Origin of the sequence: Enterobacter cloacae complex sp. P18RS (assembly GCF_014982105.1) — a bacterium.
GTDB classification, from domain to species: domain Bacteria; phylum Pseudomonadota; class Gammaproteobacteria; order Enterobacterales; family Enterobacteriaceae; genus Enterobacter; species Enterobacter hormaechei_C.
Genome location: NZ_JADCKV010000012.1, coordinates 29,703 through 55,540, shown reverse-complemented (window position 1 = coordinate 55,540; position 25,838 = coordinate 29,703). Strand labels below are relative to the sequence as shown.

28 protein-coding genes and 1 pseudogene are annotated in these 25,838 nt (G+C 58.7%); 17 read left to right on the top strand and 12 right to left on the bottom strand.

Annotated features, from left to right (window positions below):
• Genes ispD through INF61_RS10225 form a run of 5 tightly spaced genes read left to right on the top strand, consistent with a single transcriptional unit; the run spans nucleotide 1 to nucleotide 3,598 of the window.
• Complete coding sequence (gene ispD / locus INF61_RS10245; protein ID WP_193547749.1) at nucleotides 1-711, top strand: 2-C-methyl-D-erythritol 4-phosphate cytidylyltransferase; 711 nt, start codon at nucleotides 1-3, stop codon at nucleotides 709-711.
• Complete coding sequence (gene ispF / locus INF61_RS10240; protein ID WP_015571711.1) at nucleotides 711-1,190, top strand: 2-C-methyl-D-erythritol 2,4-cyclodiphosphate synthase; 480 nt, start codon at nucleotides 711-713, stop codon at nucleotides 1,188-1,190. The genes ispD and ispF overlap by 1 nt, the downstream gene beginning before the upstream one ends.
• Entirely contained in the window at nucleotides 1,187-2,236 is a 1,050-nt protein-coding gene (truD, locus tag INF61_RS10235) for a tRNA pseudouridine(13) synthase TruD (RefSeq protein WP_047741218.1), read from the top strand. The genes ispF and truD overlap by 4 nt, the downstream gene beginning before the upstream one ends.
• Nucleotides 2,217-2,978, top strand: coding sequence for a 5'/3'-nucleotidase SurE (gene surE / locus INF61_RS10230; RefSeq protein ID WP_033487588.1), 762 nt, complete (start codon nucleotides 2,217-2,219; stop codon nucleotides 2,976-2,978). The genes truD and surE overlap by 20 nt, the downstream gene beginning before the upstream one ends.
• On the top strand, nucleotides 2,972-3,598 hold the full coding sequence (locus tag INF61_RS10225; RefSeq protein WP_193361075.1) for a protein-L-isoaspartate(D-aspartate) O-methyltransferase: 627 nt from the start codon (nucleotides 2,972-2,974) through the stop codon (nucleotides 3,596-3,598). The genes surE and INF61_RS10225 overlap by 7 nt, the downstream gene beginning before the upstream one ends.
• A gap of 94 nt (nucleotides 3,599-3,692) precedes the next feature.
• Here INF61_RS10225 and INF61_RS22880 read toward each other — a convergent pair whose 3' ends face one another.
• Nucleotides 3,693-3,833: a peptidase gene (locus INF61_RS22880; protein ID WP_223230135.1), complete on the bottom strand. Its 141-nt coding sequence runs from the start codon at nucleotides 3,831-3,833 to the stop codon at nucleotides 3,693-3,695.
• Here INF61_RS22880 and nlpD point away from each other — a divergent pair.
• Both nlpD and rpoS read left to right on the top strand, forming a co-directional pair.
• Entirely contained in the window at nucleotides 3,766-4,839 is a 1,074-nt protein-coding gene (nlpD, locus tag INF61_RS10220; protein ID WP_223230139.1) for a murein hydrolase activator NlpD, read from the top strand. The genes INF61_RS22880 and nlpD overlap by 68 nt on opposite strands.
• A 59-nt stretch (nucleotides 4,840-4,898) precedes the next feature.
• On the top strand, nucleotides 4,899-5,891 hold the full coding sequence (gene rpoS, locus INF61_RS10215; protein WP_013098493.1) for an RNA polymerase sigma factor RpoS: 993 nt from the start codon (nucleotides 4,899-4,901) through the stop codon (nucleotides 5,889-5,891).
• A gap of 50 nt (nucleotides 5,892-5,941) precedes the next feature.
• Here rpoS and INF61_RS10210 read toward each other — a convergent pair whose 3' ends face one another.
• Nucleotides 5,942-6,319 (bottom strand): DUF4440 domain-containing protein, encoded by a 378-nt coding sequence (locus tag INF61_RS10210; protein ID WP_062938006.1) that lies wholly within the window; start codon nucleotides 6,317-6,319, stop codon nucleotides 5,942-5,944.
• Between the two features lie 131 nt (nucleotides 6,320-6,450).
• A pseudogene (locus INF61_RS10205) lies at nucleotides 6,451-6,816 on the bottom strand (MFS transporter); the annotation flags it as partial.
• Between the two features lie 109 nt (nucleotides 6,817-6,925).
• Between INF61_RS10205 and INF61_RS10200 the strand changes: the two are divergent.
• Nucleotides 6,926-7,813, top strand: a complete 888-nt coding sequence (locus INF61_RS10200; protein WP_045615863.1) for a LysR family transcriptional regulator — start codon at nucleotides 6,926-6,928, stop codon at nucleotides 7,811-7,813.
• Here INF61_RS10200 and INF61_RS10195 read toward each other — a convergent pair.
• Nucleotides 7,810-8,217 carry a MarR family winged helix-turn-helix transcriptional regulator gene (locus tag INF61_RS10195; RefSeq protein ID WP_015571704.1) on the bottom strand — a complete coding sequence of 136 codons (408 nt, stop codon included), beginning with the start codon at nucleotides 8,215-8,217 and terminating at the stop codon, nucleotides 7,810-7,812. The genes INF61_RS10200 and INF61_RS10195 overlap by 4 nt on opposite strands.
• Before the next feature lie 173 nt (nucleotides 8,218-8,390).
• Here INF61_RS10195 and INF61_RS10190 point away from each other — a divergent pair, with 173 nt between their 5' ends.
• The 3 genes from INF61_RS10190 to INF61_RS10180 are packed head-to-tail and all read left to right on the top strand — an operon-like array spanning nucleotide 8,391 to nucleotide 10,642.
• The gene (locus INF61_RS10190) at nucleotides 8,391-8,993 is read left to right on the top strand and encodes a non-oxidative hydroxyarylic acid decarboxylases subunit B (RefSeq protein WP_003862111.1); all 603 of its coding nucleotides are present in this window, start codon (nucleotides 8,391-8,393) and stop codon (nucleotides 8,991-8,993) included.
• Nucleotides 8,983-10,410: a non-oxidative hydroxyarylic acid decarboxylases subunit C gene (locus INF61_RS10185; RefSeq protein WP_015571702.1), complete on the top strand. Its 1,428-nt coding sequence runs from the start codon at nucleotides 8,983-8,985 to the stop codon at nucleotides 10,408-10,410. Before INF61_RS10190 ends, INF61_RS10185 begins: the two co-directional genes overlap by 11 nt.
• 10 nt (nucleotides 10,411-10,420) lie before the next feature.
• Nucleotides 10,421-10,642 (top strand): non-oxidative hydroxyarylic acid decarboxylases subunit D, encoded by a 222-nt coding sequence (locus tag INF61_RS10180; RefSeq protein ID WP_003862116.1) that lies wholly within the window; start codon nucleotides 10,421-10,423, stop codon nucleotides 10,640-10,642.
• Between the two features lie 139 nt (nucleotides 10,643-10,781).
• On the opposite strand, the gene mutS is transcribed toward INF61_RS10180, so the two are convergent.
• Together mutS and INF61_RS10170 are read right to left on the bottom strand one after the other, a co-directional pair.
• A complete protein-coding gene (mutS, locus tag INF61_RS10175; RefSeq protein WP_017692766.1) occupies nucleotides 10,782-13,343 on the bottom strand; it encodes a DNA mismatch repair protein MutS in 2,562 nt (853 codons plus the stop codon).
• 113 nt (nucleotides 13,344-13,456) lie between these two features.
• Nucleotides 13,457-13,687 carry a SymE family type I addiction module toxin gene (locus INF61_RS10170; protein ID WP_017692767.1) on the bottom strand — a complete coding sequence of 77 codons (231 nt, stop codon included), beginning with the start codon at nucleotides 13,685-13,687 and terminating at the stop codon, nucleotides 13,457-13,459.
• 175 nt (nucleotides 13,688-13,862) lie between these two features.
• Here INF61_RS10170 and INF61_RS10165 point away from each other — a divergent pair, with 175 nt between their 5' ends.
• The gene (locus INF61_RS10165; RefSeq protein ID WP_022649174.1) at nucleotides 13,863-14,207 is read left to right on the top strand and encodes a nitrous oxide-stimulated promoter family protein; all 345 of its coding nucleotides are present in this window, start codon (nucleotides 13,863-13,865) and stop codon (nucleotides 14,205-14,207) included.
• Between the two features lie 61 nt (nucleotides 14,208-14,268).
• On the opposite strand, the gene flhA is transcribed toward INF61_RS10165, so the two are convergent.
• The 6 genes from flhA to hypA form a co-directional block, all read right to left on the bottom strand.
• Nucleotides 14,269-16,341: a formate hydrogenlyase transcriptional activator FlhA gene (gene flhA / locus INF61_RS10160; protein WP_032669319.1), complete on the bottom strand. Its 2,073-nt coding sequence runs from the start codon at nucleotides 16,339-16,341 to the stop codon at nucleotides 14,269-14,271.
• Between the two features lie 62 nt (nucleotides 16,342-16,403).
• The gene (hypE, locus tag INF61_RS10155; RefSeq protein ID WP_045344499.1) at nucleotides 16,404-17,414 is read right to left on the bottom strand and encodes a hydrogenase expression/formation protein HypE; all 1,011 of its coding nucleotides are present in this window, start codon (nucleotides 17,412-17,414) and stop codon (nucleotides 16,404-16,406) included.
• On the bottom strand, nucleotides 17,411-18,532 hold the full coding sequence (gene hypD / locus INF61_RS10150) for a hydrogenase formation protein HypD (protein ID WP_063158004.1): 1,122 nt from the start codon (nucleotides 18,530-18,532) through the stop codon (nucleotides 17,411-17,413). Before hypD ends, hypE begins: the two co-directional genes overlap by 4 nt.
• 3 nt (nucleotides 18,533-18,535) lie before the next feature.
• Nucleotides 18,536-18,808, bottom strand: coding sequence for a HypC/HybG/HupF family hydrogenase formation chaperone (locus INF61_RS10145; protein ID WP_047732514.1), 273 nt, complete (start codon nucleotides 18,806-18,808; stop codon nucleotides 18,536-18,538).
• Nucleotides 18,799-19,662, bottom strand: coding sequence for a hydrogenase nickel incorporation protein HypB (hypB, locus tag INF61_RS10140; protein ID WP_032671926.1), 864 nt, complete (start codon nucleotides 19,660-19,662; stop codon nucleotides 18,799-18,801). The genes INF61_RS10145 and hypB overlap by 10 nt, the downstream gene beginning before the upstream one ends.
• Nucleotides 19,663-19,665: 3 nt before the next feature.
• The gene (gene hypA / locus INF61_RS10135) at nucleotides 19,666-20,016 is read right to left on the bottom strand and encodes a hydrogenase maturation nickel metallochaperone HypA (protein WP_193547748.1); all 351 of its coding nucleotides are present in this window, start codon (nucleotides 20,014-20,016) and stop codon (nucleotides 19,666-19,668) included.
• A 210-nt stretch (nucleotides 20,017-20,226) separates the two neighbouring features.
• Here hypA and hycA point away from each other — a divergent pair, with 210 nt between their 5' ends.
• The 5 genes from hycA (at nucleotide 20,227) to hycE (ending at nucleotide 25,834) form a co-directional block, all read left to right on the top strand.
• Nucleotides 20,227-20,691, top strand: coding sequence for a formate hydrogenlyase regulator HycA (gene hycA / locus INF61_RS10130; protein ID WP_017382804.1), 465 nt, complete (start codon nucleotides 20,227-20,229; stop codon nucleotides 20,689-20,691).
• Nucleotides 20,692-20,764: 73 nt separating this feature from the next.
• Nucleotides 20,765-21,373, top strand: a complete 609-nt coding sequence (locus INF61_RS10125; protein WP_017382803.1) for a 4Fe-4S dicluster domain-containing protein — start codon at nucleotides 20,765-20,767, stop codon at nucleotides 21,371-21,373.
• Nucleotides 21,370-23,184 carry a formate hydrogenlyase subunit 3 gene (gene hycC / locus INF61_RS10120; RefSeq protein ID WP_032654798.1) on the top strand — a complete coding sequence of 605 codons (1,815 nt, stop codon included), beginning with the start codon at nucleotides 21,370-21,372 and terminating at the stop codon, nucleotides 23,182-23,184. Before INF61_RS10125 ends, hycC begins: the two co-directional genes overlap by 4 nt.
• Nucleotide 23,185: 1 nt before the next feature.
• Nucleotides 23,186-24,109 carry a respiratory chain complex I subunit 1 family protein gene (locus INF61_RS10115; protein WP_017382801.1) on the top strand — a complete coding sequence of 308 codons (924 nt, stop codon included), beginning with the start codon at nucleotides 23,186-23,188 and terminating at the stop codon, nucleotides 24,107-24,109.
• Nucleotides 24,110-24,124: 15 nt separating this feature from the next.
• Nucleotides 24,125-25,834 carry a formate hydrogenlyase subunit HycE gene (gene hycE, locus INF61_RS10110; protein ID WP_193547747.1) on the top strand — a complete coding sequence of 570 codons (1,710 nt, stop codon included), beginning with the start codon at nucleotides 24,125-24,127 and terminating at the stop codon, nucleotides 25,832-25,834.
• The last annotated feature ends 4 nt before the right edge of the window (nucleotides 25,835-25,838 follow it).

The window sequence follows — 25,838 nt, the reverse complement described above, 5'->3', positions numbered from 1 at the left end:
ATGGCAGCAACTTTTTCGGACGTCTGTGCCGTGGTGCCGGCCGCAGGTTTTGGCCGGCGCATGCAGACAGAGTGTCCCAAGCAGTACCTCTCAATTGGTGATAAAACGATCCTCGAGCACGCCGTGGCAGCGCTGCTGGCGCATGCCCGGGTGAAACGCGTGGTTATTGCCATCAGCCCCGGCGATGCGCGTTTTGCGCAACTCCCGCTGGCACATCATCCCCAGATTACCGTTGTTGACGGCGGCGCCGAGCGGGCCGACTCTGTTCTGGCGGGCATTCAGGCTGCCGGGAACGCGCAGTGGGTGCTGGTGCACGATGCCGCGCGTCCCTGTCTGCATCACGACGATCTGTCACGTCTGCTGGCCCTGAGTGAAACCAGTAACGTGGGCGGCATTCTGGCCGCCCCGGTGCGTGACACCATGAAGCGTGCCGAACCGGGTAAACCGGCGATTGCCCACACCATCGAGCGCGTGGATTTATGGCACGCGCTGACGCCACAATTTTTTCCCCGCGAATTACTTCACGACTGCTTAACGCGTGCGCTCAAAGAAGGTGCGACCATTACGGACGAAGCCTCGGCGCTGGAGTATTGCGGTTTCCACCCAACGCTTGTTGAAGGGCGCGCTGATAATATTAAAGTGACGCGCCCGGAAGACTTACAGCTCGCGGAATTTTATCTTACCCGTACGACCCCTCAGGAGAAGGCATAATGCGTATTGGACACGGTTTTGATGTACACGCCTTTGGCGGCGTTGGCCCAATTATCATTGGCGGCGTGCGTATTCCATACGAAAAAGGTTTGCTGGCGCATTCTGATGGCGACGTGGCGCTGCATGCGCTGACCGACGCGCTGCTGGGTGCCGCCGCGTTGGGCGACATTGGCAAACTGTTCCCGGACACCGATCCTGCTTTTAAAGGCGCAGACAGCCGCGAACTGCTGCGCGAAGCCTGGCGTCGTATTCAGGCCAAAGGCTACACCCTCGGCAACGTTGATGTGACGATTATTGCTCAGGCACCGAAGATGCTGCCGCACATCCCTCAGATGCGCGTGTTTATCGCTGAAGATCTGGGCTGCCATATGGACGACGTCAACGTCAAAGCGACCACCACGGAGAAGCTGGGCTTTACCGGTCGTGGCGAAGGCATTGCCTGTGAAGCCGTGGCGCTGCTGGTGAAGGCGGTCAAATGACGGATTTCGACAACCTGACGTATCTGCACGGTAAACCGCAGGGCAAGGGTCTGCTGAAAGCCAACCCTGAAGATTTCGTGGTGGTGGAAGATCTGGGTTTTGAGCCGGATGGCGAAGGCGAGCACATCCTGGTGCGCATTCTGAAAAACGGCTGCAACACCCGCTTCGTGGCGGACGCGCTGGCAAAATTCCTCAAAATTCACGCCCGCGATGTGAGCTTTGCCGGTCAAAAGGATAAGCATGCCGTGACCGAACAGTGGCTTTGCGCCCGCGTGCCCGGCAATGCCATGCCCGATTTAAGCAAATTTGAGCTTGAGGGCTGTAAGGTACTGGAGTATGCCCGCCACAAACGCAAATTGCGTCCGGGAGCGTTGAAAGGCAACGATTTCACGCTGGTGCTGCGTGAAGTGACCGACCGCGATGACGTTGAAAAACGCCTGAAGGCCATTACCGAACGCGGCGTGCCAAACTATTTTGGCGCACAGCGCTTTGGCATTGGTGGCAGCAACCTGCTGGGCGCGCTGCGCTGGGCGCAAAGCAGCGCGCCGGTGCGCGACAGGAATAAACGCAGTTTTTGGTTGTCGGCGGCCCGCAGTGCGTTGTTTAATCAGATTGTGAGCGAACGGCTGAAAAAACCGGACGCGAATCAAGTTGTTGTCGGCGATGCGCTACAATTAGCGGGACGCGGAAGCTGGTTTGTGGCAACGGCCGATGAGATGGCCGATGCCCAGTCGCGCGTGGACGCTAAAGCGCTGATGATTACCGCCGCCTTGCCGGGCTCAGGCGACTGGGGAACCCAGGGCGAGGCGCTGGCCGCTGAGCAGTCAGCGGTGGCGGATGCGCCAGAATTACAATCATTGCTGGTGCGGGAAAAAGTCGAGGCGGCGCGCCGTGCGATGCTCCTCTACCCGCAACAGCTGAGCTGGAACTGGTGGGATGACGTAACCGTCGAGTTACGCTTCTGGCTGCCGGCAGGTAGCTTTGCCACCAGTGTTGTCAGGGAACTTATCAACACGTCGGGTGATTATGCGAATATTGCTGAGTAACGATGACGGGATCCATGCGCCAGGTATTCAGACGCTGGCGAAACACCTCCGCGAATTTGCGGATGTGCAGGTCGTGGCTCCCGATCGTAACCGCAGTGGCGCGTCTAACTCATTGACGCTGGAGTCTTCACTTCGCACCTTTACCTTTGAGAATGGCGATATTGCCGTCCAGATGGGGACGCCGACCGATTGCGTGTTTCTGGGCGTAAATGCGCTGATGCGCCCGCGGCCGGATGTTGTGGTCTCCGGCATCAATGCCGGGCCGAATCTTGGCGATGATGTGATTTACTCCGGCACCGTGGCCGCGGCGATGGAGGGGCGTCACCTGGGGTTCCCGGCGCTGGCGGTCTCGTTAAACGGCCACACCCACTATGACACTGCCGCCACGGTAACCTGCTCTATTCTCCGTGCGCTTGGCCGCGAGCCGCTGCGTACCGGACGTATCCTCAATATTAACGTGCCGGATCTCCCGCTGGACGAGATCAAAGGGATCCGCGTGACGCGCTGCGGCAGTCGCCATCCGGCCGATCAGGTTATTCCCCAGCAGGATCCGCGCGGCAATACCCTGTACTGGATCGGCCCGCCGGGAGATAAATGCGATGCCGGGCCAGACACCGACTTCGCTGCGGTGGATGAGGGTTACGTTTCCGTTACGCCGTTGCACGTAGATTTAACCGCTTATAGCGCGCATGATGTGGTGTCGGACTGGTTAGATCGGGTCGGAGTGAACGCGCAATGGTAAGTAAACGTGTACAAACTCTTCTGGAACAATTACGCGCACAGGGGATCGCCAACGAGCAGGTGCTGGATGCGCTTGCCCAGGTTCCCCGTGAGAAGTTTGTAGATGAGGCGTTTGAACACAAAGCGTGGGAAAACGTGGCGCTGCCCATCGGGCAAGGCCAGACGATTTCGCAGCCTTACATGGTGGCGCGTATGACGGAGCTTCTGGAGTTAACGCCAGACTCCCGGGTGCTGGAAATTGGCACCGGTTCAGGGTATCAGACCGCGATCCTGGCCCACCTTGTGCACCATGTCTGTTCCGTGGAACGGATTAAAGGCTTGCAGTGGCAGGCGCGCCGTCGCCTGAAACAGCTTGATTTACATAATGTATCGACACGCCACGGCGATGGATGGCAGGGTTGGCAGGCTCGCGCCCCGTTTGACGCCATAATAGTCACGGCCGCGCCACCTGAAATTCCCGCTGCACTTCTCTCGCAGCTGGACGAGGGCGGCATTCTAGTTTTGCCCGTCGGCGATGAGCAGCAGCTTTTAAAGCGCGTTCGTCGACACGGCGGCGAGTTTATTATCGATACCGTGGAAGCCGTGCGCTTTGTGCCCCTGGTTAAGGGCGAGCTGGCCTGAGACTCGGATTTTTCCAGGGTTATTGAGGCAAATTCAGCGTATGGTGTGGCGCGATAGGTTCGTGCCATCACGGTTATTTTTAAGTCACTGGTAGTTAACACATTCCTGGGGGATAAATGAGCGCGGGAAGCCCAAAATTCACCATCAGCCGTGTTGCGGCATTATCACTGGTTTCGCTCTGGCTGGCAGGCTGTACAAGTTCTGACAATGCACCTGCGCCCGTCAGTTCCGTCAATGGAACCAGCGGCTCGGGTAACACGTCCAGCGGAATGTTGATTACCCCTCCGCCTAAAATGGGCACGTCCACGGCGCAGCAAACTCCGCAGATCCAGCCGGTTCAGCGTCCAGTTACGCAGCCTTCGCAGATTCAGCCAGTGGATCAGCCTGTTCAGACCGAAAATGGCCGCATAGTGTATAACCGTAAGTATGGGAACATTCCGAAAGGTAGCTATACCGGCGGCAGCACCTATACCGTGAAGCGCGGCGATACGCTGTTCTATATTGCCTGGATCACCGGGAACGATTTCCGCGATCTGGCACAGCGAAACAACGTCCAGGCCCCGTATGGTCTGGAAGTCGGGCAAACGCTCCAGGTAGGCAATGCAACGGGTACCCCACTGACGCCTGGCAACACGGTTTCAGCGGCCGATGTGACGGCTCAAAATAACAGCGTTAAGCCTGCACAAAAATCCACCACGGTGGTTGCTTCACAACCTGTAATTACGTATTCTGAGGATTCAGGTGATCAGAGTGCTAACAAAATGTTGCCGAATAATAAAGGTACTGCGACTGTTGTCACAGCACCGACTACGGCACCTGTGGTTAGCTCTACTGTACCGACTGCAAGCAGTCAGAATGCCAGCTCGTCAATCACCACCTGGCGCTGGCCAACTGACGGCAAGATTATCGAGAACTTTGCTACCTCTGAGGGGGGCAACAAAGGGATCGATATCGCAGGCAGTAAAGGACAGGCAATCATCGCGACCGCAGACGGGCGCGTTGTCTATGCCGGTAACGCACTGCGCGGTTACGGTAATCTTATTATCATCAAACATAATGATGATTACCTGAGTGCCTACGCCCATAACGACACTATGCTGGTCCGGGAACAACAAGAAGTTAAGGCGGGGCAAAAAATCGCTACCATGGGTAGCACCGGAACCAGTTCTACACGCTTGCATTTTGAAATTCGTTACAAGGGGAAATCCGTAAACCCGCTGCAATATTTACCGCAGCGATAAATTGATGGGACATGCCAGCCAGGGTGTCTCGTCCAGGGATCACGGGTAGGAGCCACCTTATGAGTCAGAATACGCTGAAAGTTCATGATTTAAATGAAGACGCGGAATTTGATGAGAACGGAGCAGAGGCTTTTGACGAAAAAGCCTTAGTAGAAGAGGAACCCAGTGATAACGATTTGGCTGAAGAAGAGCTGTTATCGCAGGGTGCCACACAGCGTGTGCTGGACGCGACTCAGCTTTACCTTGGGGAGATTGGTTACTCCCCACTGCTAACGGCCGAAGAAGAAGTCTATTTCGCACGTCGTGCTTTGCGTGGTGATGTTGCCTCGCGTCGTCGCATGATCGAAAGTAACCTGCGACTGGTCGTGAAAATTGCCCGCCGTTACGGCAATCGTGGTCTGGCTCTGCTGGATCTGATTGAAGAGGGCAACTTAGGTCTCATCCGCGCAGTTGAGAAGTTTGACCCGGAACGCGGGTTCCGTTTCTCAACCTACGCGACCTGGTGGATTCGTCAGACCATCGAACGGGCTATTATGAACCAGACCCGTACGATTCGACTGCCGATCCACATCGTCAAAGAGTTGAATGTTTATCTGCGTACCGCGCGCGAGTTGTCCCATAAACTGGACCACGAGCCAAGTGCGGAAGAGATTGCAGAGCAACTCGACAAACCGGTTGATGACGTAAGCCGTATGCTGCGTCTCAACGAGCGCATTACCTCGGTTGACACCCCGCTGGGTGGCGACTCCGAAAAAGCGCTGCTGGACATCCTGGCCGATGAAAAAGACAACGGCCCGGAAGACACCACGCAGGACGATGACATGAAACAGAGCATCGTCAAATGGCTGTTCGAACTGAACGCCAAACAGCGTGAAGTGCTGGCACGTCGTTTCGGTTTACTGGGGTATGAAGCTGCGACACTGGAAGACGTCGGTCGTGAGATTGGCCTGACCCGTGAACGTGTTCGCCAGATTCAGGTTGAAGGACTACGTCGCCTGCGTGAAATCCTGCAAGGGCAAGGTCTGAATATCGAAGCGCTGTTCCGCGAGTAAGCAACCATTCGTCAGAAAAGGCCCGTCGTGAGACGGGCCTTTTTTATGCCTTACGGCTGCGCCGTTTCGTGCAGCAAACGCCAGGTGATGTTATCCCCTTCCTGATTAAGCACTGCGGTTGACCAGCGCACGTTGACGGGCTGGCCTGGCCGGGTTTGCGTCTCCCGGTAATGGAGCACTGCGCCGTTGTCCCATGTCTGAAGCGTTGTTAACGCATCAATGTCGATCCTGAGCCCCGGTCGGGTTCCCCGCTGCGCATATAAAAATTGGGCAAGCGCGTGATGATCTAAAGGGTTGCCACTCGGTGGAACCATCAGAAAATCCGGACGGAAACGGGCGAGCAGGGCGTCCCGATCGCCTTCGCCTGCACCTAACCAGTTTTCAAGGGCGACGTGAATGTCGAGGATCTCTTGTTCGTAATGGGTCATGGTTGCTCCTGTTGCAGTTGCGCAAGAAACTGCGTGTTGTTAAGACGGTAGACGTACAGTACGGGCAGTAGGGTGATGACTGCGGCAAAAACAAACATCCAGTGCCAGGCGGCCAGCGGCGCGACATAATCCTGCATGAAGCTCAGCGCCTGACCAACCGGGATCAGTAACCCCCCTCCGGCGCCCTGTACGACTCGCCAGGCAATCAGACTTTCCAGCGAAGATGAGAGACCCGCCGCAACGGAGGCCGCGCTAAAGAGAAGCAGTGAGAGCAGGATAACGCGCTTCGGCCCGACGTGGCGCGTCAGGATACTGCTGAAAGGGATGACTAGCGTCAGCCCGGCAATGTATCCGTTACTTACCCAGGCAAGCGCGGAAGGTGTGGTATTGAAAGCACGAGCCATCGCCGGAAAGGCGATACTGGCAATAAACATGTTTATCAAATCAAGGAAAAAGCCGAGCAGAAAGACGACGGCGATTTTGCTGCGATACGTCATGGAAGTTCCTCCGGTGAGGTGGCGTATCGTATCGGCCCGCGCGTTACGGATAAACGCGACAAAGCACGATATACTGTCAACATTATTTTGACAGTTAACCAGGCAAGCGATGCTTAATTTACAGCGTACGGCGATGTTTATCGCCGTAGCGGACACCGGCAGTTTCACCGCCGCAGCGGAGGCGATGGGGCTGACAAAAGCGGTGGTCAGCTTTCATATTCGTCAGCTTGAAGAGGAGCTGGGCGTCACCCTGTTGCTGCGAACCACCCGACGCCTGACGCTGACCGAGGCGGGGAAGCTCTTTCATCAACGAAGCGTGATGCTGTTACGGGATGCAGAGCGATTGCAGGATGATGTTCGCGCCAACCACGCCGGGCTGACGGGAGAACTGCGGATCACCACCACGCCCGAATATGGCTCGCAGGTGGTGGTGCCTTTGCTGGCTGAATTTAGCCAGCTGCACCCGGACCTTCGCGTGCGGCATGTCTCGTCCTCTTTGCATGCCGATCTTATCGCCGAGCGCTTCGATGTCGCTATCCGGCTCGGCACGCTTGCAGATTCGCGCTACCACGCCGCGTTGATGACCTCCTTCACCATCCTGCCCGTGGCAACGCCAGGCTGGCTGGCAAACCATCCGGTTAACTCGCTGGAGCAGCTGGCGGAAGCGGACTGGATCATTCACGAGCGTTTAACCTCGCCGCTGCGCTGGCAGGTGAGAGGCGTTGATCGGCATCCGGTTTCCTTTGAGATCAAGAAAGCGCCGCGCCTGTATGCAGACAGCGCCCAGGCGCTGATGGCTTTTGTCCTCGCGGGATGTGGAGTGGCGCTGCTGCCGGAGTGGCTGGTGCGAAACGCACTGGATGCAGGGGAACTGGTCTCGCTGTTACCGGCGTACACGTTCGCTCAGCAGGGCATCTATGCCGTTTATCCTGATGCCCGGCATGTGCCCGCGAAAGTGCGAACATTTATTGATTTTATGCGCGTCAGGGTTACTTAATCCTGCATCATCTTTTTAATGAGCGCTGAAAATTGCTCTCTTTCCGCGCCGTTAAGGCGCCCTAAAAACGCCTCATCCACCTCATTTCCAATCGGTTTACTGCTCTCAAGCAGGGCCTCACCTTCGGCCGTCAGAAAGACAAACCGACGGCGCTTGTCCGCCGGATCGTGCTCGCGCCTGACCAGGCCGCGTGCTTCCATGCGGCTCAGCATTTCTGCCAGCGTCGCTTTGGTGCTCACCGCGACTTCAGTCAGGGCAACCTGCTCAATGCCAGGATTTTCAGCAATTGACCGCATCACCGCATACTGTGGCTTTGTCAGTTCGGGCAATGCGTGCTGCCACTGGGCGGTATGCTGTTGAAAAAGCTGACGTAGCAGGTGGAAAGCTTCTTGTCTTAACTCCATGGACACTCCGACGGAAAAATACTCCCTCTATGATAGCCGCTCTCGGGCTGAATTTTAACGCGAGAGTTTTTTAGCGATTAGTGTGATCGTATACGAACGATCTTGTCAGCAGCAGGATCAAGGCGTAGTTTAATTAATATGTTCGTATACGAACAAACTAATTGAGGTGCTGAATGAGATTGATTGTGGGAATGACGGGCGCAACGGGTGCGCCATTAGGCGTGGCGTTGTTGCAGGCGCTGCGGGAAATGCCGGAGGTGGAAACGCATCTGGTGATGTCGAAGTGGGCAAAAACCACGATTGAGCTGGAAACGCCCTTCACTGCGCATGACGTTGCTGCCCTGGCGGATGTCGTCCATAGCCCGGCCGATCAGGCTGCCACCATCTCCTCCGGCTCGTTTCGCACCGACGGCATGATCGTCATCCCGTGCAGCATGAAAACGCTTGCGGGTATCCGCGCGGGCTACGCCGAAGGGCTGGTAGGGCGTGCGGCAGACGTGGTGCTGAAAGAGGGACGCAAGCTGGTGCTGGTTCCCCGTGAGACGCCGCTCAGCACCATCCATCTCGAGAACATGCTTGCCCTTTCCCGCATGGGCGTGGCGATGGTGCCGCCTATGCCTGCGTACTACAACCACCCGCAAACCGCCGATGACATTACCCAGCATATCGTGACCCGCGTTCTCGACCAGTTTGGTCTGGAGCATAAAAAAGCCCGGCGCTGGGAAGGTTTGCAGGCAGCGAAACATTTTTCACAGGAGAATAAAGATGGCATTTGATGATTTGAGAAGCTTCTTGCAGGCGCTCGATGAGCAAGGGCAGCTGCTGAAAATTGAGGAAGAGGTAAACGCTGAGCCGGATTTAGCGGCGGCCGCCAACGCTACCGGGCGCATTGGCGATGGCGCGCCTGCGCTGTGGTTCGATAATATTCGCGGTTTCACCGATGCCCGTGTGGTGATGAACACTATCGGCTCGTGGCAAAACCACGCTATTTCGATGGGGCTGCCGGCGAATACCCCGGTGAAAAAACAGATCGACGAGTTTATTCGTCGCTGGGACAAATTTCCCGTCGCGCCAGAGCGTCGTGCAAACCCGGCCTGGGCGCAGAACACGGTGGACGGGGAAGACATTAACCTGTTCGACATTCTGCCGCTGTTCCGCCTGAACGACGGTGACGGGGGCTTTTATCTCGATAAAGCATGCGTTGTCTCCCGCGATCCGCTCGACCCCGATCACTTCGGCAAGCAGAACGTCGGGATCTATCGTATGGAAGTGAAGGGCAAGCGTAAGCTCGGCCTGCAACCGGTGCCGATGCACGATATTGCGTTGCATCTGCATAAGGCAGAAGAGCGCGGCGAAGACCTGCCAATTGCCATTACGCTGGGTAACGATCCGATCATCACTCTGATGGGCGCCACGCCGCTGAAATACGATCAATCCGAGTATGAGATGGCCGGTGCGCTACGTGAAAGCCCGTATCCGATTGCGACGGCTCCGCTGACCGGTTTCGATGTGCCGTGGGGGTCGGAAGTGATCCTGGAAGGGGTGATTGAAGGCCGGAAACGTGAAATTGAAGGGCCCTTCGGTGAGTTTACCGGTCACTACTCCGGCGGGCGCAACATGACGGTTGTGCGTATCGACAAAGTTTCTTACCGCACTAAACCGATTTTCGAATCTCTCTACCTGGGCATGCCGTGGACCGAGATTGATTATCTGATGGGGCCCGCCACCTGCGTACCGCTCTATCAGCAGCTGAAGGCTGAATTCCCGGAAGTGCAGGCGGTAAACGCCATGTACACCCACGGTCTGCTGGCGATTATCTCCACTAAAAAGCGTTACGGCGGTTTTGCCCGTGCGGTCGGGCTCCGCGCCATGACCACGCCACACGGTCTGGGTTACGTGAAGATGGTGATTATGGTGGATGAAGATGTCGATCCGTTTAACCTGCCGCAGGTGATGTGGGCGCTGTCATCGAAGGTCAATCCGGCAGGCGATCTGGTGCAGCTACCGAATATGTCTGTGCTCGAGCTTGACCCCGGCTCCAGCCCGGCGGGGATCACTGACAAGCTGATCATTGATGCCACCACCCCTGTTGCCCCGGACAACCGTGGTCACTACAGCCAGCCGGTACAGGATCTCCCTGAAACCAAAGCCTGGGCCGAAAAACTGACCGCGATGCTGGCGGCACGTCAATAAGGAGGAAAAAATGATTTGTCCACGTTGTGCCGATGAACATATTGAAGTGATGGCAACATCACCGGTGAAAGGTGTCTGGACGGTATACCAGTGTCAGCACTGTCTGTATACCTGGCGCGATACCGAACCGCTGCGCCGTACCAGCCGCGAGCATTACCCGGAAGCGTTCCGCATGACGCAGAAGGATATTGATGAGGCGCCGCAGGTGCCGACGATCCCGCCGCTGCTGTAAAAAAAGCCCGGTGGCGGCTGCGCTTACCGGGCGATAATATTGTGCGGTCCTTTGCCCGGTGGCGCTACGCTTACCGGGCCTACGGGTTTTGTAGGCCCGGTAAGCGTAGCCGTCACCCGGCAAAAAAGACCGCAGAGAACTAAACCAGACTCTTCAACCGATAAATCCACTCCAGCGCCTGTCGCGGCGTCAGGGAATCCGGGTCGAGATTTTCCAGCGCTTCCACGGCCGGAGAGGTCTCTTCCGGGACCGCCAGCAGTGACATCTGCGTACCATCTATCTGCGTCGCCGCCGCATTCGGTGACAAACTTTCCAGTTCACGCAGTTTCTGACGCGCGCGCTTGATCACCTCTTTTGGCACGCCCGCCAGCGCCGCGACGGCCAGGCCATAACTCTTGCTTGCCGCGCCGTCCTGCACCGTGTGCATAAAGGCGATGGTGTCGCCGTGCTCAAGCGCATCAAGGTGGACGTTAGCCACGCCTTCCATTTTCTCTGGCAGCTGTGTCAGTTCGAAATAGTGCGTTGCGAACAGCGTCAGCGCCTTGATTTTATTTGCCAGACTTTCCGCGCACGCCCAGGCCAGGGACAGGCCGTCATAGGTGGAGGTACCGCGTCCTACTTCGTCCATCAACACCAGACTGTTCTCTGTCGCGTTATGCAGAATGTTGGCGGTTTCGGTCATCTCGACCATAAATGTAGAGCGACCGCTCGCCAGATCGTCCGCCGCACCCACACGGGTGAAGATACGGTCGATAGGGCCAATCTCAACTTTCTGCGCCGGAACGTAGCTGCCGATGTAGGCGAGCAGCGCGATAAGGGCTGTCTGGCGCATATAGGTGCTTTTACCGCCCATGTTGGGGCCGGTAATGATCAGCATTCTTCGCTGCGGTGACAGGTTCAACGGGTTGGCAATAAACGGTTCGTTCAGCACCTGCTCAACCACCGGGTGGCGGCCTTCGGTAATGCGAATGCCGGGTTTGTCAGTAAAGGTCGGACAGGTGTAATTCAGCGTATCGGCGCGCTCGGCCAGGTTTACCAGGACATCCAGCTCGGCCAGCGCAGCGGCGCTCAGTTGCAGGTCAGCCAGGTGCGGCATCAGGATGTCGAACAGCTCGTCATACAGCTGTTTCTCCAGCGCCAGCGCTTTACCTTTCGACGTGAGCACTTTGTCTTCGTACTCTTTCAGCTCGGGAATAATGTAGCGCTCGGCATTTTTCAGCGTCTGGCGGCGAACGTAGTGAATCGGTGCCAGGTGGCTCTGCCCACGGCTGATCTGGATATAGTAACCGTGTACCGCGTTGTAGCCGACTTTCAGGGTGTCGAGCCCCAGACGTTCACGCTCGCGGATTTCCAGCTTATCCAGATAATCCGTCGCGCCATCGGCCAGCGCACGCCATTCGTCCAGCTCTTCGTTGTAACCCGGAGCAATAACCCCGCCATCCCGCACCAGAACAGGCGGCGCATCAATGATGGCGCGTTCCAGCAGTTCGCGAAGCTCGGTAAATTCGCCCATGGTTTCGCGCAGCTTCTGCACTGGCGCGCTGTCGATCTCTCCCAACTGAGCACGCAGTTCCGGCAACTGCTGGAACGCGTGACGCATACGGGCAAGATCGCGTGGACGCGCGGTGCGCAGTGCCAGGCGCGCCAGGATACGCTCAAGATCACCCACCTGACGCAGCACCGGCTGCAAGTCGGTGTAACGATCCTGCAATGCGGCAATGGTTTGCTGGCGGCCGATCAGCGTGTCGGTATTGCGGATCGGCATATGCAGCCAGCGTTTGAGCATACGGCTGCCCATGGGGGTAACCGTGCTGTCGAGAACCGACGCCAGCGTATTTTCCATGCCGCCAGCGAGGTTCTGAGTGATCTCCAGGTTGCGGCGCGTGGCGGCATCCATGATGATGCTGTCCTGCTGACGCTCCATGGTAATGGAACGGATATGGGGCAGGGCGGTACGCTGCGTATCCTTAACGTACTGCAACAGGCAGCCTGCGGCACACAGCCCGCGCGGGGCATTTTCTACGCCAAAGCCAATCAAATCGCGCGTGCCAAATTGCAGGTTCAGCTGCTGGCGCGCGGTATCAATTTCGAACTCCCACAGTGGACGACGACGCAGGCCGCGGCGACCTTCAATCAGCGCCGTCTCGGCGAAATCCTCTGCATAAAGCAGTTCTGCCGGATTGGTGCGCTGTAGTTCAGCCGCCATGGTTTCACGGTCAGCCGGTTCACTCAGGCGAAAACGACCGGAGCTGATATCCAGCGTGGCGTAGCCAAACCCTTTACCGTCCTGCCAGATCGCCGCCAGCAGGTTATCCTGGCGCTCCTGAAGCAGGGCCTCATCGCTGATGGTTCCCGGCGTCACGATGCGTACGACCTTGCGCTCAACGGGGCCTTTCGACGTGGCCGGGTCGCCAATTTGTTCGCAGATAGCGACAGACTCACCCTGGTTCACCAGCTTCGCCAGATAGTTTTCAACCGCGTGATGCGGGATACCTGCCATCGGGATGGGCTCGCCTGCCGACGCGCCACGTTTCGTCAGGGAAATGTCGAGCAGCTGAGACGCACGTTTCGCATCGTCATAAAAAAGCTCGTAAAAATCGCCCATACGGTAAAACAGCAAAATTTCCGGATGCTGTGCCTTCAGCTTCAGGTACTGCTGCATCATTGGCGTATGCGCGTCGAAATTGTCGATTGTGCTCATGGAGTTATGATATCCATTTCTTTGAAAATATTACGCTTTGAGCGGCTCAATGGCCGATTGTTCCTTCTATTGTCGCATGAAAAAAAGGTGCGGCGCAGAAAAAAGTCACGACTTTACGAGGCATCTTCCACCATTAATTCAATGATGATTTTCCCGTGCTCGACGCCCACCCGAACCTGCGAGTTGGTGGTAAATCCCGCTTGCTCAAGCCAGTCGCCTTTCAGGCTCAGCGCTGCGTGTACGCTGTAGCGTTTTGGAATTTTCGTTTTACGGTCTTCATGACGTTTTCTGAAGTAACCCACTTTCAAGTGACGATAGGGTTTGGCGATCGCGATCTCTTGCATAAGCTCTCCGGTGAATGCGGTCAAAGGTGGTTATTTATGCCTGTATAAAATACCAGTAAAACGCAGCGGGGGGCGGGGTAATTCTGGAAGGGCGCTTCAGAAAATGGAATGCAATGACTGAAAATGTGCGGATAAAAGGGTATTATAAATGCACTTTATTGTTGAGGACGACGTTATGTCCGGTAAACGTATTTCACGAGAAAAAAAGACGATCGCCAGAATGATCGCCCTGTACGAAAACAGGTGTCCGCACGCCATAAAAGAAGAGGGGCACTATTCAGCGCTCAAGGCTTATGCCGATAAGCGGCTGGATAAATGCGTGTTTGGTGAGGAAAAACCCGCCTGCAAACAGTGCCCTGTGCACTGTTATCAGCCCGCCCGACGGGAAGAGATGAAGCAGGTGATGCGCTGGGCAGGGCCACGTATGTTATGGCGTCATCCAATTCTGACCATCCGTCATCTGATCGACGATCGCCGTCCGGTTCCGGAATTACCCGAAAAGTATCGGCCCAAAAAATAACCGGCTCCGCGCCGCAGTGGGCGACAAATTACGCGCAGGGCGACGTCGCCGGAATGACGGGTTAATTCAGACTCTCTTTATCGATTCCCAGACGCTTCATGCGCGAGAGCAGGGTGGTACGCTTCAGCCCCAGCCGTTGCGCCGCACCTTTCGGTCCGGCTACCACGCCGTTGGTCTCCTTCAGCACTCGCATAATGAGCTGATATTCATCTTCTCCCTCTTTCGCAAGCTCGGTTGCGGTCACGGTCGTTTCAGAGAGAGTAACCTCTGGCAGGGAGAGCTGGAGCACGTTCCCGCGCGTCAGCAGGACCGCGCGCTCAATGACGTTTTCCAGCTCGCGCACGTTCCCCGGCCACTCCATCGCCGAGAGGGTGCGTAGCGTTTCGGCAGGAATACTGTCGATATTTCGCCCCATCCGGCGGGCAATCTTCGCGGTAAAGGCTTTCACCAGCAGCGGAATATCTTCCGGGCGCTCGCGAAGCGGCGGCAGGCAGATCGGGAAGACGTTCAGGCGATAGTAAAGATCGCTGCGAAACTCGCGGTCGGCGACCATTTTTTTCAGATCGCGGTTGGTGGCGGCAATCAGACGCACGTCGGTCTGGATCAGCTTGTTGCTGCCGAGGCGCTCGAACTCCTGCTCCTGCAAAACGCGCAGCAGCTTGGGCTGAAGCTCCAGCGGCATATCGCCCACTTCGTCGAGGAACAACGAGCTTTTATCCGCCAGTTCAAAACGGCCCAGCCGCTGGCTGCTGGCGCCGGTAAAGGCGCCGCGCTCGTGGCCGAACAGGTCGCTTTCCAGTAAGCCCGCAGGCATCGCCGCGCAGTTCATCTTCACCATCCGGCGGCTATTGCGGTTGCTCAGATTGTGGATCGCCCGGGCAATCAGCTCTTTCCCGGTACCGGTTTCACCGAGGATCAGCACCGTGCTGTCGCTCTGCGCCACCATTTCCACCTGCTTAAGGACGCTGTACATGGCATCGCTGCGCCCGATGATTTCGCCAAACTCGCTGTCCACGTTGTTGAGCTGCTCGGTCAGCGCCAGGTTTTCGTCCACCAGCCTCTCCTTCAGGCGGTGGATCTCCTGATAGGCGAGGGCGTTATCCAGCGCAATGGAGATACGCTCGGCGATCTGGCGCAGCAGCTTCAGGTTGGCGGTGGTAAATACGGCCTCATCGCACTGCGCCAGTTTAAGCACGCCGAGCATGGTGTTGCCGGACATCAGCGGCAGCAGGCACAGGGTCTGGATCTTGTTGCCCCAGGTGTTGAACAACATCCGCTCGTAGGGGGCTACCGGATCCTGTTCATTGAGATTGAGCAGCAGGATCTCTTTGCTTTTAAATACCCGCTCGGACAGCGTTCCCGCTTCATCCACTTCGCTCTGCTCGTGCGCCGGGTTGGCTTCATCAAGGTAGTGGGTGGAGTAGATGTTCAGCTTGCCTTTCCGGTTGCCGCGTAGCGCAATGCTGATGGCATCGATTTTAAAATAGTGATGGATCTCTTTTGACACTTCGCTGACCAACTCATCCATGTCCAGGCGGGAGAGCACGGCGTTGGTGATGGCAACCAGAATGCGGAAGTTATCGCGCTCGCGGCTCAGCAGGTCGTAGTCCACGTTATTGGTGACGCGGCTTTGGATCTGCTCCGCGACAACGGCCACAATCTGGGTAAAGGTGTGCAGGCGTTCGTACTCCGCCTCGCTCCAGGGCTGGTCGGTATCGCGGATAAACTCGCAGCCGCCAAAAATTTGCCCTTCCACCGCCAGCGGCAGCATGCTGTAGTGGCCGAACGGGTGGTAAAGATTGCTCTCTGCCAGCTTCGGCCAGGCCTGGCGAAACTGGTCAAAATTGCAGTGCAGCGCTTCCGGGCGGGAGAGGATACGCCGCACCGGACCGTGGGCCAGAAACGTTTCATCTTCATATTCGAAGATTTTGCCGTTATCACGCGTTGAGAAATAGCTCGCGCGGTGGGTTGCGCTATGCCAGAGCACAATGGCGGCGCTGTCCGCCAGCGCTGATTGCCTGACCAGCCGCGTCAGGGCATCGCTCAGCGCGCCGAGATCGGGCTGTTGTAAAAGTGTGCGCGTGATGTCAAACAGGCCCTGCTGTCCAAGATCGCTCATCGGTGTATACGGCATTGTTGCTTTCCAATAGAAACTGGCAAAAAGAGAAATTCAGCGCTGACCGCTTTTGGCGCGGTCTAGCAAATTCGGGGTAACGGTTCAGCGTGCGGCAGATCCAGCGTGTGCTTCACGCCGTAAAGCCCGGTCAGGCGCACCCCTTTGCGCTCAACCACGTCGCCGATGATGGCCGCGTCTTTCCCTAAAGGATGCGTGCGCAGCTGTGCAAGTACGGCTTCCGCCGCCGCGCGTTCCACGCCGATCACCAGCTTGCCCTCATTGGCAAAGTTAAGCGGGTCTAGACCTAGTAGCTCGCACAGCCCGCGCACGGCGGGCTTAACGGGCAGGCCGCGCTCGGTCAGCTCAATCCCGCAGCCGCAGCTTGCCGCGAACTCGTGCACCACGGCATTCACGCCGCCCCGCGTGGCGTCGCGCAGGGCTTTTACGCCCGGCATGTCGCGCAGCGTCTGGATCAGCGGCGTGAGTACCGCGCAGTCACTGCGCAGCTCGCCATCCAGCCCCAGGCCTTCGCGCAGGTTCAGGATGGTTGCCCCGTGGCAGCCCAGCGTGCCGCTGACAATCAGCACGTCGCCTGCGCAAAGCTGCTGCGCGCCCCAGTGAATGTCGGCAGGGATCGCCCCCATCCCGGCGGTGTTTATGAAGAGCTTATCCGCCGCGCCGCGCTGCACCACCTTGGTATCCCCGGTGACGATGGCGATCCCCGCCTCGCGGGCGGTGTGCGCCATGCTGTTGACCACCGCCGTGAGCGTCTCCATTGGTAACCCTTCTTCGAGGATAAACCCGCAGGAGAGGTAGCGGGGGATCGCGCCGCTGACGGCCACGTCGTTTGCCGTGCCGCAGACGGCGAGCTTGCCGATATCGCCTCCCGGGAAGAACAGCGGGTCAATCACGTAGCTGTCGGTAGAGAACGCCAGCCTGTCACCGTGGGCGGTCAGGGCCGCGAGGTCAATACGCGCCTGATCTTCCTGCTCGGCGAGCCAGGGGTTATTAAAGGCTTCCATAAACAGCCGGTTAATCAACTGCTGCATCGCCTGTCCACCGCTTCCGTGCGCCATTTCCACCGTGTTCATGCTTCACACTCCTGGTTGCGATAGTGATACCACGCGGCGCATGCCCCTTCGGAAGAGACCATCAGCGCGCCAAACGCGGTTTGCGGGTTACAGGCGTTGCCAAATAACGGGCAGTGATGAGGTTTGCATTTGCCGGTGAGTACGTCGCCACAGCGGGCGCGGGGATCGTCGCACACCTGCTGCGGCTGCGGGCGGAAATGCGCTTCGGCGTCGAAGGCGCGATACGTGGGCGTCAGGTGCACGCCGGATTCGGCAATCAGCCCCAGTCCGCGCCACTCGCTGTAGCCTTCGACGCTAAACACGTCGGCTATGGCCTGCTGTGCCCGTCTGTTACCTGCATCGGGCACCACGCGGCGATACTGATTTTCCACCGCACTCAGGGCCGCTATTTTCTGCTCAACCAGCATGGTCACGCCTTGCAGTAGATCAAGTGGCTCGAAACCAGCCACCACTAACGGACGATTGTACTGTTCAGCGATAAAACCGTAGGCTTCTGTGCCGATCACCATGCTGACGTGGCCTGGCGCCAGAAACGCGTCGATACCGTTATCCGGCGCTTCAAGCAGGCTGCGCAGCGTGGGAATAAGCGTGATGTGCTGGCAGAAAAAGTAAAAGTTAGTGACGTTGCGGGCTTTCGCCTGCTGGAGGGTAATGGCGGTGGCGGGCATGGTGGTTTCAAAACCCAGCCCGAAAAAGACGACCTTACGCTCAGGATTAGCCATCGCCAGCGTCAGGGCATCCATCGGTGAGTAGACGATCCGCACGTCCGCGCCGCGCGCCTTCGCCTGGAGCAGCGAGCCATTCTTTCCCGGTACGCGCATGGCGTCGCCAAAGGTGCAAAAAATCACACCGGGACGGCTGGCGATGTCGAGACAGCTGTCGATGCGCCCCATCGGCAGCACGCACACCGGGCAGCCGGGGCCGTGGATAAACTCGATATTCTCCGGCAGCAGCTGGTCGAGGCCAAATTTAAAGATGGCGTGGGTGTGTCCGCCGCACACCTCCATGATCCGCAGCGGTTTTTCTTTCGTGTAGTCCAGCAGCGAGGCGCGGGTCTTCAGGCGATCGATAAGCTGCAACACCTGCTCAGGCGCGCGATATTCATCAACGTAACGCATGTGTTAACGTTCCTCCCCATACAACAGGGCGCCCACGTCCGGTTCGACGTCAAACATATTCTGTAGCGCATCCAGCGTGTCGCGGGCTTCTTCCTCATTAATCACGCTCATGGCAAAACCCACGTGGACCAGCACCCACTGGCCGAGACGCGTTGCGCCGGTCTCATCGTGGCTGCCTACCAGCGTCAGGTCGACATCGCGCAGGATGCCGCAGACCTCCACTTTGGCCTGATTGCCGTCGATGGAATAAATTTGTCCGGGGACGCCTATGCACATCGTTCGTTCTCCAGCCAGTTCAGCCAGGCGTCCATCCCGTCGCCGCGCGTGGCGGAAACCAGCAGGATCTCAATGTCCGGGTTCACTTCCCGTGCGTAAGCCAGGCACTTATCCACGTCGAAATTCAGGTACGGCAGCAGGTCGACCTTGTTCAGCAGCATGAGGGAGGCGGCGGCAAACATATGCGGATATTTCAGCGGCTTGTCTTCCCCTTCGGTCACGGAGAGCACCGCCACTTTATGCCGCTCGCCGAGGTCGAAGCTTGCCGGGCAAACCAGGTTGCCGACGTTTTCAATAAACAGGATACCGTTATCCGCCAGCGGCAGGCGCGGGGCGGCGTCGGCAATCATCTGCGCGTCCAGGTGGCACCCTTTCCCGGTGTTGACCTGAATCGCAGGCGTACCGGTTTCGCGGATGCGCGCCGCGTCGTTTACCGTTTGCTGGTCACCTTCGATCACGGCGCAGGAGACGTGTTCGTTCAGACGCTTAAGGGTTTCGGTCAGCAGCGTGGTTTTGCCGGAGCCGGGGCTGGAGACCAGGTTCAGCACCAGCTGTTCGCGCGCGGCAAAGCGGGCGCGATTGCGGGCGGCGAGCTGGTTATTTTTGTCCAGCACGTTGATCTCCACCTCCAGCATCTGGCGCTGGCTGATGCCCGGCGCGTGCGTACCCGCTTCGCCGTGGCCGTAATGGAGGTCGCCCGCGTCGGAACGCTGCGGGGCAAAGGTGATGCCGGTCAGGGCCGCCGCGGGACGCGGGGCAGGAGAAAAGGGCGCGGAGCGAAACGCGGAGTGGGGACGGTGTTCATCCCCTTCTATATACAGGTTGCCTTCAGCGCAACCGCAGGTACTACACATACATTACTCCTTCTCGATTTCGAGGCGTTGGATCTGCATACCGTCATCCGCCACGATGCGCAGCCCGCTGCTCTGGCACTGCGGACAGCGCTGTACCTTCGATGACAGCAGCGTGACGTACTGCTGACACTGCTCGCACCAGCACTCCGCCTGCTGCTCGTCGATATGCAGCTCGCACCCTTCCGCCAGCGTGCCGCGGCACACCAGCTCAAAACAGAAGGTGAGGGCGCTGGTCTCGACGCAGGAAAACGCCCCGACCTTCATCCAGACGCCGGTGACGCGTTTCGCGTGGTTTTGCACTGCCTGCTGTTCGATAAGTTCCAGTGCCCGCTGGCAGAGGGTGATTTCGTGCATGACGCCTCCTTAATGAATTGCCCCTTCAATGCAATAACGGTGCCAGCTTGATTTGCGTTACGGCGTGACGATGTCAACGCTGTCGAAATGACACGTCGACACTGCGGCGGTGACAGTGCACATCTCTTTAAAATCCATTTAAATCAATAAATTAAAAACTGGCACGAAATCTGCTTAACAGCCGCTAACTCCATTAACCGGATACCTTTTATGACTATTTGGGAAATTAGCGAAAAAGCGGATTACATCGCGCAACGTCATCAGCAGCTCCAGGAGCAATGGCACCTGTACTGCAATTCACTGATCCAGGGGATCACGCTGTCGAAGGCCCATCTGCATCACGCCATGAGCTGTGCGGCGCAGGGGGATATGCGTTTTGTACTGTTCGGTCACTTTACGATTTACGTCACCCTGGCGGAGACCTTCAACAGCCACACGATTGAGTACTACGTCGAGACGAAAGAGGGCGACAGGCACTGCATCGCCCGGGCGCAGCTGATGGCGGACGGCATGGTGGACGGTCACGTCAGCAACCGCGATCGCCAGCAGGTGCTGGAGCACTATCTGGAGAAAATCGCGCCGGTTTACAACGGCCTCTACGCCGCCGTTGAGCATGACAGGCCAGTCAACCTGAAACAGCTGATCGACGGAAAATCCTCCGCGAACGTGGCCTGAAAAACGAGTGTCGAGAAGTGTCGATAAGACAGTTTTTTTTCGTCAAAAATGACCATCACCAGAGGATGACCCGGTGAACCGTTTTGTAATTGCTGACTCGACGGTCTGTATTGGCTGTCGGACCTGTGAGGCGGCGTGTTCGGAAACGCACCGCCTGCACGGGCTACAGTCCATGCCGCGCCTGCGCGTCATGCGTAATGAGAAAGAGTCTGCCCCGCAGCTCTGTCACCACTGTGAAGACGCCCCGTGCGCGGGCGTCTGTCCTGTCAATGCCATCACCCGCGTTGACGGCGCGGTACAGCTGAACGAAAGCCTGTGCGTGAGCTGCAAGCTGTGCGGCATCGCCTGTCCGTTCGGCGCCATTGAGTTTTCCGGCAGCCGTCCGCTGCATATTCCGGCGAATGCTAATACTGCGAAAGCGCCGCCTGCGCCACCGGCTCCGGCACGCGTGAGTACGCTGCTGGACTGGGTGCCGGGCATTCGCGCCGTTGCGGTGAAGTGCGATCTGTGCAGCTTCGATGAGCAGGGTCCGGCCTGCGTGCGGACCTGCCCGACCCGGGCGCTGGTCCTGGTCAACATCCGCGACATCGCTCGCACCAGCAAACGCAAGCGCGAGCTGACCATCAATACCGACGTCGGCGATCTTTCGCTGCTGCGGGCGCTTAACGAGGGGGCGAAATGAACGCGATAGTTATGATGACCAGCGGTGTGGCCTGGTTTGCCGCCGCCGCTGTCCTGGCGCTGCTTCTCTCCTTCCATAAAACGCTGAGCGGGGTGATCGCCGGTATCGGCGGGGCGGTCGGCAGCCTGATGACGCTGGCGGCGGGCGGGGTTGTCCTGATCGACGGCCAGTCTGTTGACACCCTCATCCCGCTGATTCACCACGCCGTTGAGCTTACGCCGCTGAACGCCATCTGGCTGATAACCTTTGGCCTGTGCGGGCTGTTTATCAGCCTGTTTAATATCGACTGGCACCGACATCAGCACACCAAAGCCAACGGCCTGCTGGTTAACCTGTTGATGGCCGCCGCGGTCTGTACTGTTATCGCCAGCAACCTCGGCGCGCTGGTGGTGATGGCAGAAATCATGGCCCTGTGCGGCGTGTTCCTGACCGGATGCAGCGCCTCCGGCAAGCTGTGGTTTGCGCTCGGACGTCTCGGTACGCTGCTGCTGGCGCTGGCCTGCTGGCTGGTGTGGCAGCGTTTCGGCACGCTGGATTTTGCCGCGCTTAACGGTCAGCCGCTGGGCAACGACGTCTGGCTGTTGGGCGTAGTCGGTTTTGGCCTGCTGGCCGGGATTATCCCGCTGCACGGCTGGGTGCCGCAGGCGCATGCCAATGCCTCAGCCCCGGCCGCTGCGCTGTTCTCCACCGTGGTGATGAAGGTCGGTCTGTTCGGCATCCTGATGATAACCCTGACGGGCGGTCAGCCGCCGCTGTGGTGGGGCGTGGCGCTGCTGATTGCGGGGATGATCACCGCGTTCGTCGGCGGGCTGTACGCGCTGATGGAGCACAACATCCAGCGTCTGCTGGCGTACCACACCCTGGAGAACATCGGGATTATCCTGCTCGGCATGGGCGCGGGCGTCACCGGGCTGGCGCTCAACCAGCCGGCGCTGATTGCCGCCGGGTTTATTGGCGGTCTGTATCACCTTATCAACCACAGTCTGTTTAAAAGCACCCTGTTCCTCGGTGCGGGCAGCGTCTGGTTCCGCACCGGGCACCGCGATATTGAAAAGCTCGGCGGGATTGGCAAAAAAATGCCCGTCATTTCGCTGGCGATGCTGGTCGGGCTGATGGCGATGGCTGCGCTGCCGCCGCTGAACGGCTTTGCCGGCGAGTGGGTGATTTATCAGTCCTTCTTCGCCCTCGGCCAGAGCGAGGCGTTTATCGGGCGTTTACTCGGCCCGCTGCTGGCGGTGGGCCTGGCGATCACCGGCGCGCTGGCAGTGATGTGTATGGCGAAGGTTTACGGCGTCACCTTCCTGGGCGCACCGCGTACGCGTGAGGCTGAGAACGCCTGCTGCGCACCGCTACTGATGGGCGTAAGCGTGGTCGCACTGGCGCTGTGCTGCATCGCGGGCGGCGTCGCCGCGCCGTGGTTGCTGCCGCTGCTGGGCCACGCCATTCCGCTGCCGCTGGTCACGGCGCATACCGTCGTTTCCCAGCCGATGATGGCGCTGCTGCTGATTGCCGCGCCGCTCCTGCCGTTCGTGCTGATGCTGTTCTTCAGACGCGACCGTCTCGCCTCCCGCTCGCGCGGCGCGGCGTGGGCCTGCGGCTACGAACATGAGCAGTCGATGGTCATCACCGCCCACGGTTTCGCTATGCCGGTGAAGGAGAACTTCGCCGCCGTGCTGAAGCTGCGCCATTGGCTGAACCCGGTGGGCTGGGTGCCGGGCTGGCAGGGTGCCGCCGTGCCCGTGCTGTTCCGCCGCCTGGCGCTGATCGAGCTGGCGGTGCTGGTGGTGATTGTCATTTCACGAGGAGCCTGACATGAGTCTGTTACTGGCAATTCTTCAGGCGCTGGTGCTGTTCGCAGCCGCGCCGCTGCTGTCGGGCATCACGCGCGTGGCGCGCGCCCGGCTGCACAACCGTCGCGGGCCTGGCGTGCTCCAGGAGTACCGCGATCTCTTCAAACTGCTTTCCCGTCAGAGCGTCGCGCCGGACGCCGCAGGCTGGGTGTTCCGCCTGACGCCGTTTGTGATGGTGGGCGTGATGCTGACCATCGCCACCGCGCTGCCGGTAGTGACGGTGGGCTCGCCGCTGCCGGTGCTGGGCGATCTGATTACGCTGATCTACCTCTTCGCCATCGCGCGTTTCTTCTTTGCGATTGCGGGTCTGGATACCGGCAGCCCGTTTACGGGTATCGGCGCCAGCCGCGAGGCGATGCTCGGCGTGCTGGTTGAGCCAATTCTGCTGCTGGGGCTGTGGGTTGCCGCACAGGTTGCAGGCTCGACCCATATCAGTTTTATCACCGACACCGTTTACCACTGGCCGGTTTCACGTTCTCTCCCGCTGGTGCTGGCGCTCTGCGCCTGCGCGTTCGCCACCTTTATCGAGATGGGCAAGTTGCCGTTCGATCTCGCGGAAGCGGAGCAGGAATTACAGGAGGGGCCGCTCACCGAATACAGCGGCTACGGCTTTGCGGTGCTGAAGTGGGGCATCAGCCTCAAGCAGCTGGTGGTGTTGCAGATGTTCGTCGGCGTTTTCTTCCCGTGGGGGCAGATGACGCACTTCTCTGCGGGCGGCCTGCTGCTGGCCGTGGTGGTGGCTGTGCTCAAGCTGCTTATCGGCGTGCTGGTGATTGCCCTGTTTGAAAACAGCATGGCGCGCCTGCGTTTTGTTGAAACGTCACGCATCACCTGGGCCGGTTTTGGTTTTGCATTTTTAGCGTTCGTCTCCTTGCTGGTGGCGTGATTAAAGAGAGTGTTTATGTCTGAAGAAAAGAAAGGTCAGCAGTATCTCGCCGCGTTGCATCAGGCTTTCCCGGGCGTGGTGCTGGAGGAGTCCTGGCAAACCAAAGACCAGATCACCGTCACCATTAAGGTGAACTATCTGCCGGAAGTGGTGGAGTTTCTCTATTACCAGCAGGGCGGCTGGCTGTCAGTGCTGTTCGGCAACGACGAGCGTCAGCTGTGTGGCAACTATGCGGTGTACTACGTGATGTCGATGGAGCAGGGGGAGAAGTGCTGGCTCACCGTGCGCGTAGAGGTCGATCCGGCTAAACCGGAATACCCCTCCGTCACGCCGCGCGTGCCTGCCGCCGTCTGGGGCGAGCGCGAAGTGCGCGACATGTATGGTCTGGTGCCGGTTGGCCTGCCTGACGAGCGTCGCCTGGTGCTGCCGGACGACTGGCCGGATGAACTCTATCCGCTGCGCAAGGACAGCATGGACTATCGCCAGCGCCCGGCCCCGACCACCGACAGCGAAACCTACGAGTTCATCAACGAGCTGGGCAGCAAGAAGAATAACGTGGTGCCGATTGGCCCGCTGCACGTTACCTCCGACGAACCGGGCCACTTCCGCCTGTTCGTCGACGGCGAGAACATTATCGACGCCGACTACCGCCTGTTCTACGTCCACCGCGGCATGGAGAAGCTGGCGGAGACCCGCATGGGCTACAACGAAGTCACGTTCCTCTCTGACCGCGTGTGCGGCATCTGCGGCTTTGCCCACAGCACCGCCTACACCACCTCGGTGGAAAACGGCATGGGGATCGTGGTGCCGGAACGCGCGCAGATGATCCGCGCCATTCTGCTGGAGGTGGAGCGCCTGCACTCGCACCTGCTCAACCTCGGCCTGGCCTGCCACTTCGTCGGCTTTGACTCCGGGTTTATGCAGTTCTTCCGCGTGCGCGAGGCGTCGATGAAGATGGCGGAGATCCTTACCGGGGCGCGTAAAACCTACGGCCTGAACCTGATCGGCGGGATCCGCCGCGACCTGCTGAAAGACGACATGATCCAGACCCGCCAGCTGGCGCAGCAGATGCGGCGGGACGTGCAGGAGCTGGTGGACATGCTGCTCAGCACGCCAAACATTGAGCAGCGCACCGTCGGGATTGGTCGTCTTGACCCGGAAATCGCCCGCGACTTCAGCAACGTCGGCCCGATGGTGCGCGCCAGCGGCCACGCCCGTGATACCCGCGCCGATCACCCGTTTGTCGGCTACGGCCTGCTGCCGATGACCGTGCACAGCGAGCAGGGCTGCGACGTCATCTCCCGTGTGAAGGTGCGCATCAACGAGGTATTCACCGCGCTGAACATGATCGACTACGGCCTCGATAATCTGCCGGGCGGCCCGCTGATGGTGGAAGGCTTCACCTACATTCCAAACCGCTTTGCCCTCGGCTTTGCCGAAGCGCCGCGCGGGGACGACATCCACTGGAGCATGACCGGCGACAACCAGAAGCTCTACCGCTGGCGCTGCCGCGCGGCGACCTACGCCAACTGGCCAACCCTGCGCTACATGCTGCGCGGCAATACGGTCTCTGACGCGCCGCTGATCATCGGCAGCCTCGACCCGTGCTACTCCTGCACCGACCGCATGACCGTCGTGGACGTGCGCAAGAAGAAAAGCCAGGTGGTGCCGTACAAAGAGCTTGAGCGCTACAGCATCGAGCGTAAGAACTCGCCGCTGAAATAAGGAT

Excerpts from the sequence above, each read along its gene's own strand:
- ispD (WP_193547749.1), top strand. The coding sequence starts at position 1 with ATGGCAGCAACTTTTTCGGACGTCTGTGCCGTGGTGCCGGCCGCAGGT.
- ispF (WP_015571711.1), top strand. The coding sequence starts at position 711 with ATGCGTATTGGACACGGTTTTGATGTACACGCCTTTGGCGGCGTTGGC.
- truD (WP_047741218.1), top strand. The coding sequence starts at position 1,187 with ATGACGGATTTCGACAACCTGACGTATCTGCACGGTAAACCGCAGGGC.
- surE (WP_033487588.1), top strand. The coding sequence starts at position 2,217 with ATGCGAATATTGCTGAGTAACGATGACGGGATCCATGCGCCAGGTATT.
- INF61_RS10225 (WP_193361075.1), top strand. The coding sequence starts at position 2,972 with ATGGTAAGTAAACGTGTACAAACTCTTCTGGAACAATTACGCGCACAG.
- rpoS (WP_013098493.1), top strand. The coding sequence starts at position 4,899 with ATGAGTCAGAATACGCTGAAAGTTCATGATTTAAATGAAGACGCGGAA.
- INF61_RS10210 (WP_062938006.1), bottom strand. The coding sequence starts at position 6,319 with ATGACCCATTACGAACAAGAGATCCTCGACATTCACGTCGCCCTTGAA.
- INF61_RS10200 (WP_045615863.1), top strand. The coding sequence starts at position 6,926 with ATGCTTAATTTACAGCGTACGGCGATGTTTATCGCCGTAGCGGACACC.
- INF61_RS10195 (WP_015571704.1), bottom strand. The coding sequence starts at position 8,217 with ATGGAGTTAAGACAAGAAGCTTTCCACCTGCTACGTCAGCTTTTTCAA.
- INF61_RS10190 (WP_003862111.1), top strand. The coding sequence starts at position 8,391 with ATGAGATTGATTGTGGGAATGACGGGCGCAACGGGTGCGCCATTAGGC.
- INF61_RS10185 (WP_015571702.1), top strand. The coding sequence starts at position 8,983 with ATGGCATTTGATGATTTGAGAAGCTTCTTGCAGGCGCTCGATGAGCAA.
- INF61_RS10180 (WP_003862116.1), top strand. The coding sequence starts at position 10,421 with ATGATTTGTCCACGTTGTGCCGATGAACATATTGAAGTGATGGCAACA.
- mutS (WP_017692766.1), bottom strand. The coding sequence starts at position 13,343 with ATGAGCACAATCGACAATTTCGACGCGCATACGCCAATGATGCAGCAG.
- INF61_RS10170 (WP_017692767.1), bottom strand. The coding sequence starts at position 13,687 with ATGCAAGAGATCGCGATCGCCAAACCCTATCGTCACTTGAAAGTGGGT.
- INF61_RS10165 (WP_022649174.1), top strand. The coding sequence starts at position 13,863 with ATGTCCGGTAAACGTATTTCACGAGAAAAAAAGACGATCGCCAGAATG.
- flhA (WP_032669319.1), bottom strand. The coding sequence starts at position 16,341 with ATGCCGTATACACCGATGAGCGATCTTGGACAGCAGGGCCTGTTTGAC.
- hypE (WP_045344499.1), bottom strand. The coding sequence starts at position 17,414 with ATGAACACGGTGGAAATGGCGCACGGAAGCGGTGGACAGGCGATGCAG.
- hypD (WP_063158004.1), bottom strand. The coding sequence starts at position 18,532 with ATGCGTTACGTTGATGAATATCGCGCGCCTGAGCAGGTGTTGCAGCTT.
- INF61_RS10145 (WP_047732514.1), bottom strand. The coding sequence starts at position 18,808 with ATGTGCATAGGCGTCCCCGGACAAATTTATTCCATCGACGGCAATCAG.
- hypB (WP_032671926.1), bottom strand. The coding sequence starts at position 19,662 with ATGTGTAGTACCTGCGGTTGCGCTGAAGGCAACCTGTATATAGAAGGG.
- hypA (WP_193547748.1), bottom strand. The coding sequence starts at position 20,016 with ATGCACGAAATCACCCTCTGCCAGCGGGCACTGGAACTTATCGAACAG.
- hycA (WP_017382804.1), top strand. The coding sequence starts at position 20,227 with ATGACTATTTGGGAAATTAGCGAAAAAGCGGATTACATCGCGCAACGT.
- hycC (WP_032654798.1), top strand. The coding sequence starts at position 21,370 with ATGAACGCGATAGTTATGATGACCAGCGGTGTGGCCTGGTTTGCCGCC.
- INF61_RS10115 (WP_017382801.1), top strand. The coding sequence starts at position 23,186 with ATGAGTCTGTTACTGGCAATTCTTCAGGCGCTGGTGCTGTTCGCAGCC.
- hycE (WP_193547747.1), top strand. The coding sequence starts at position 24,125 with ATGTCTGAAGAAAAGAAAGGTCAGCAGTATCTCGCCGCGTTGCATCAG.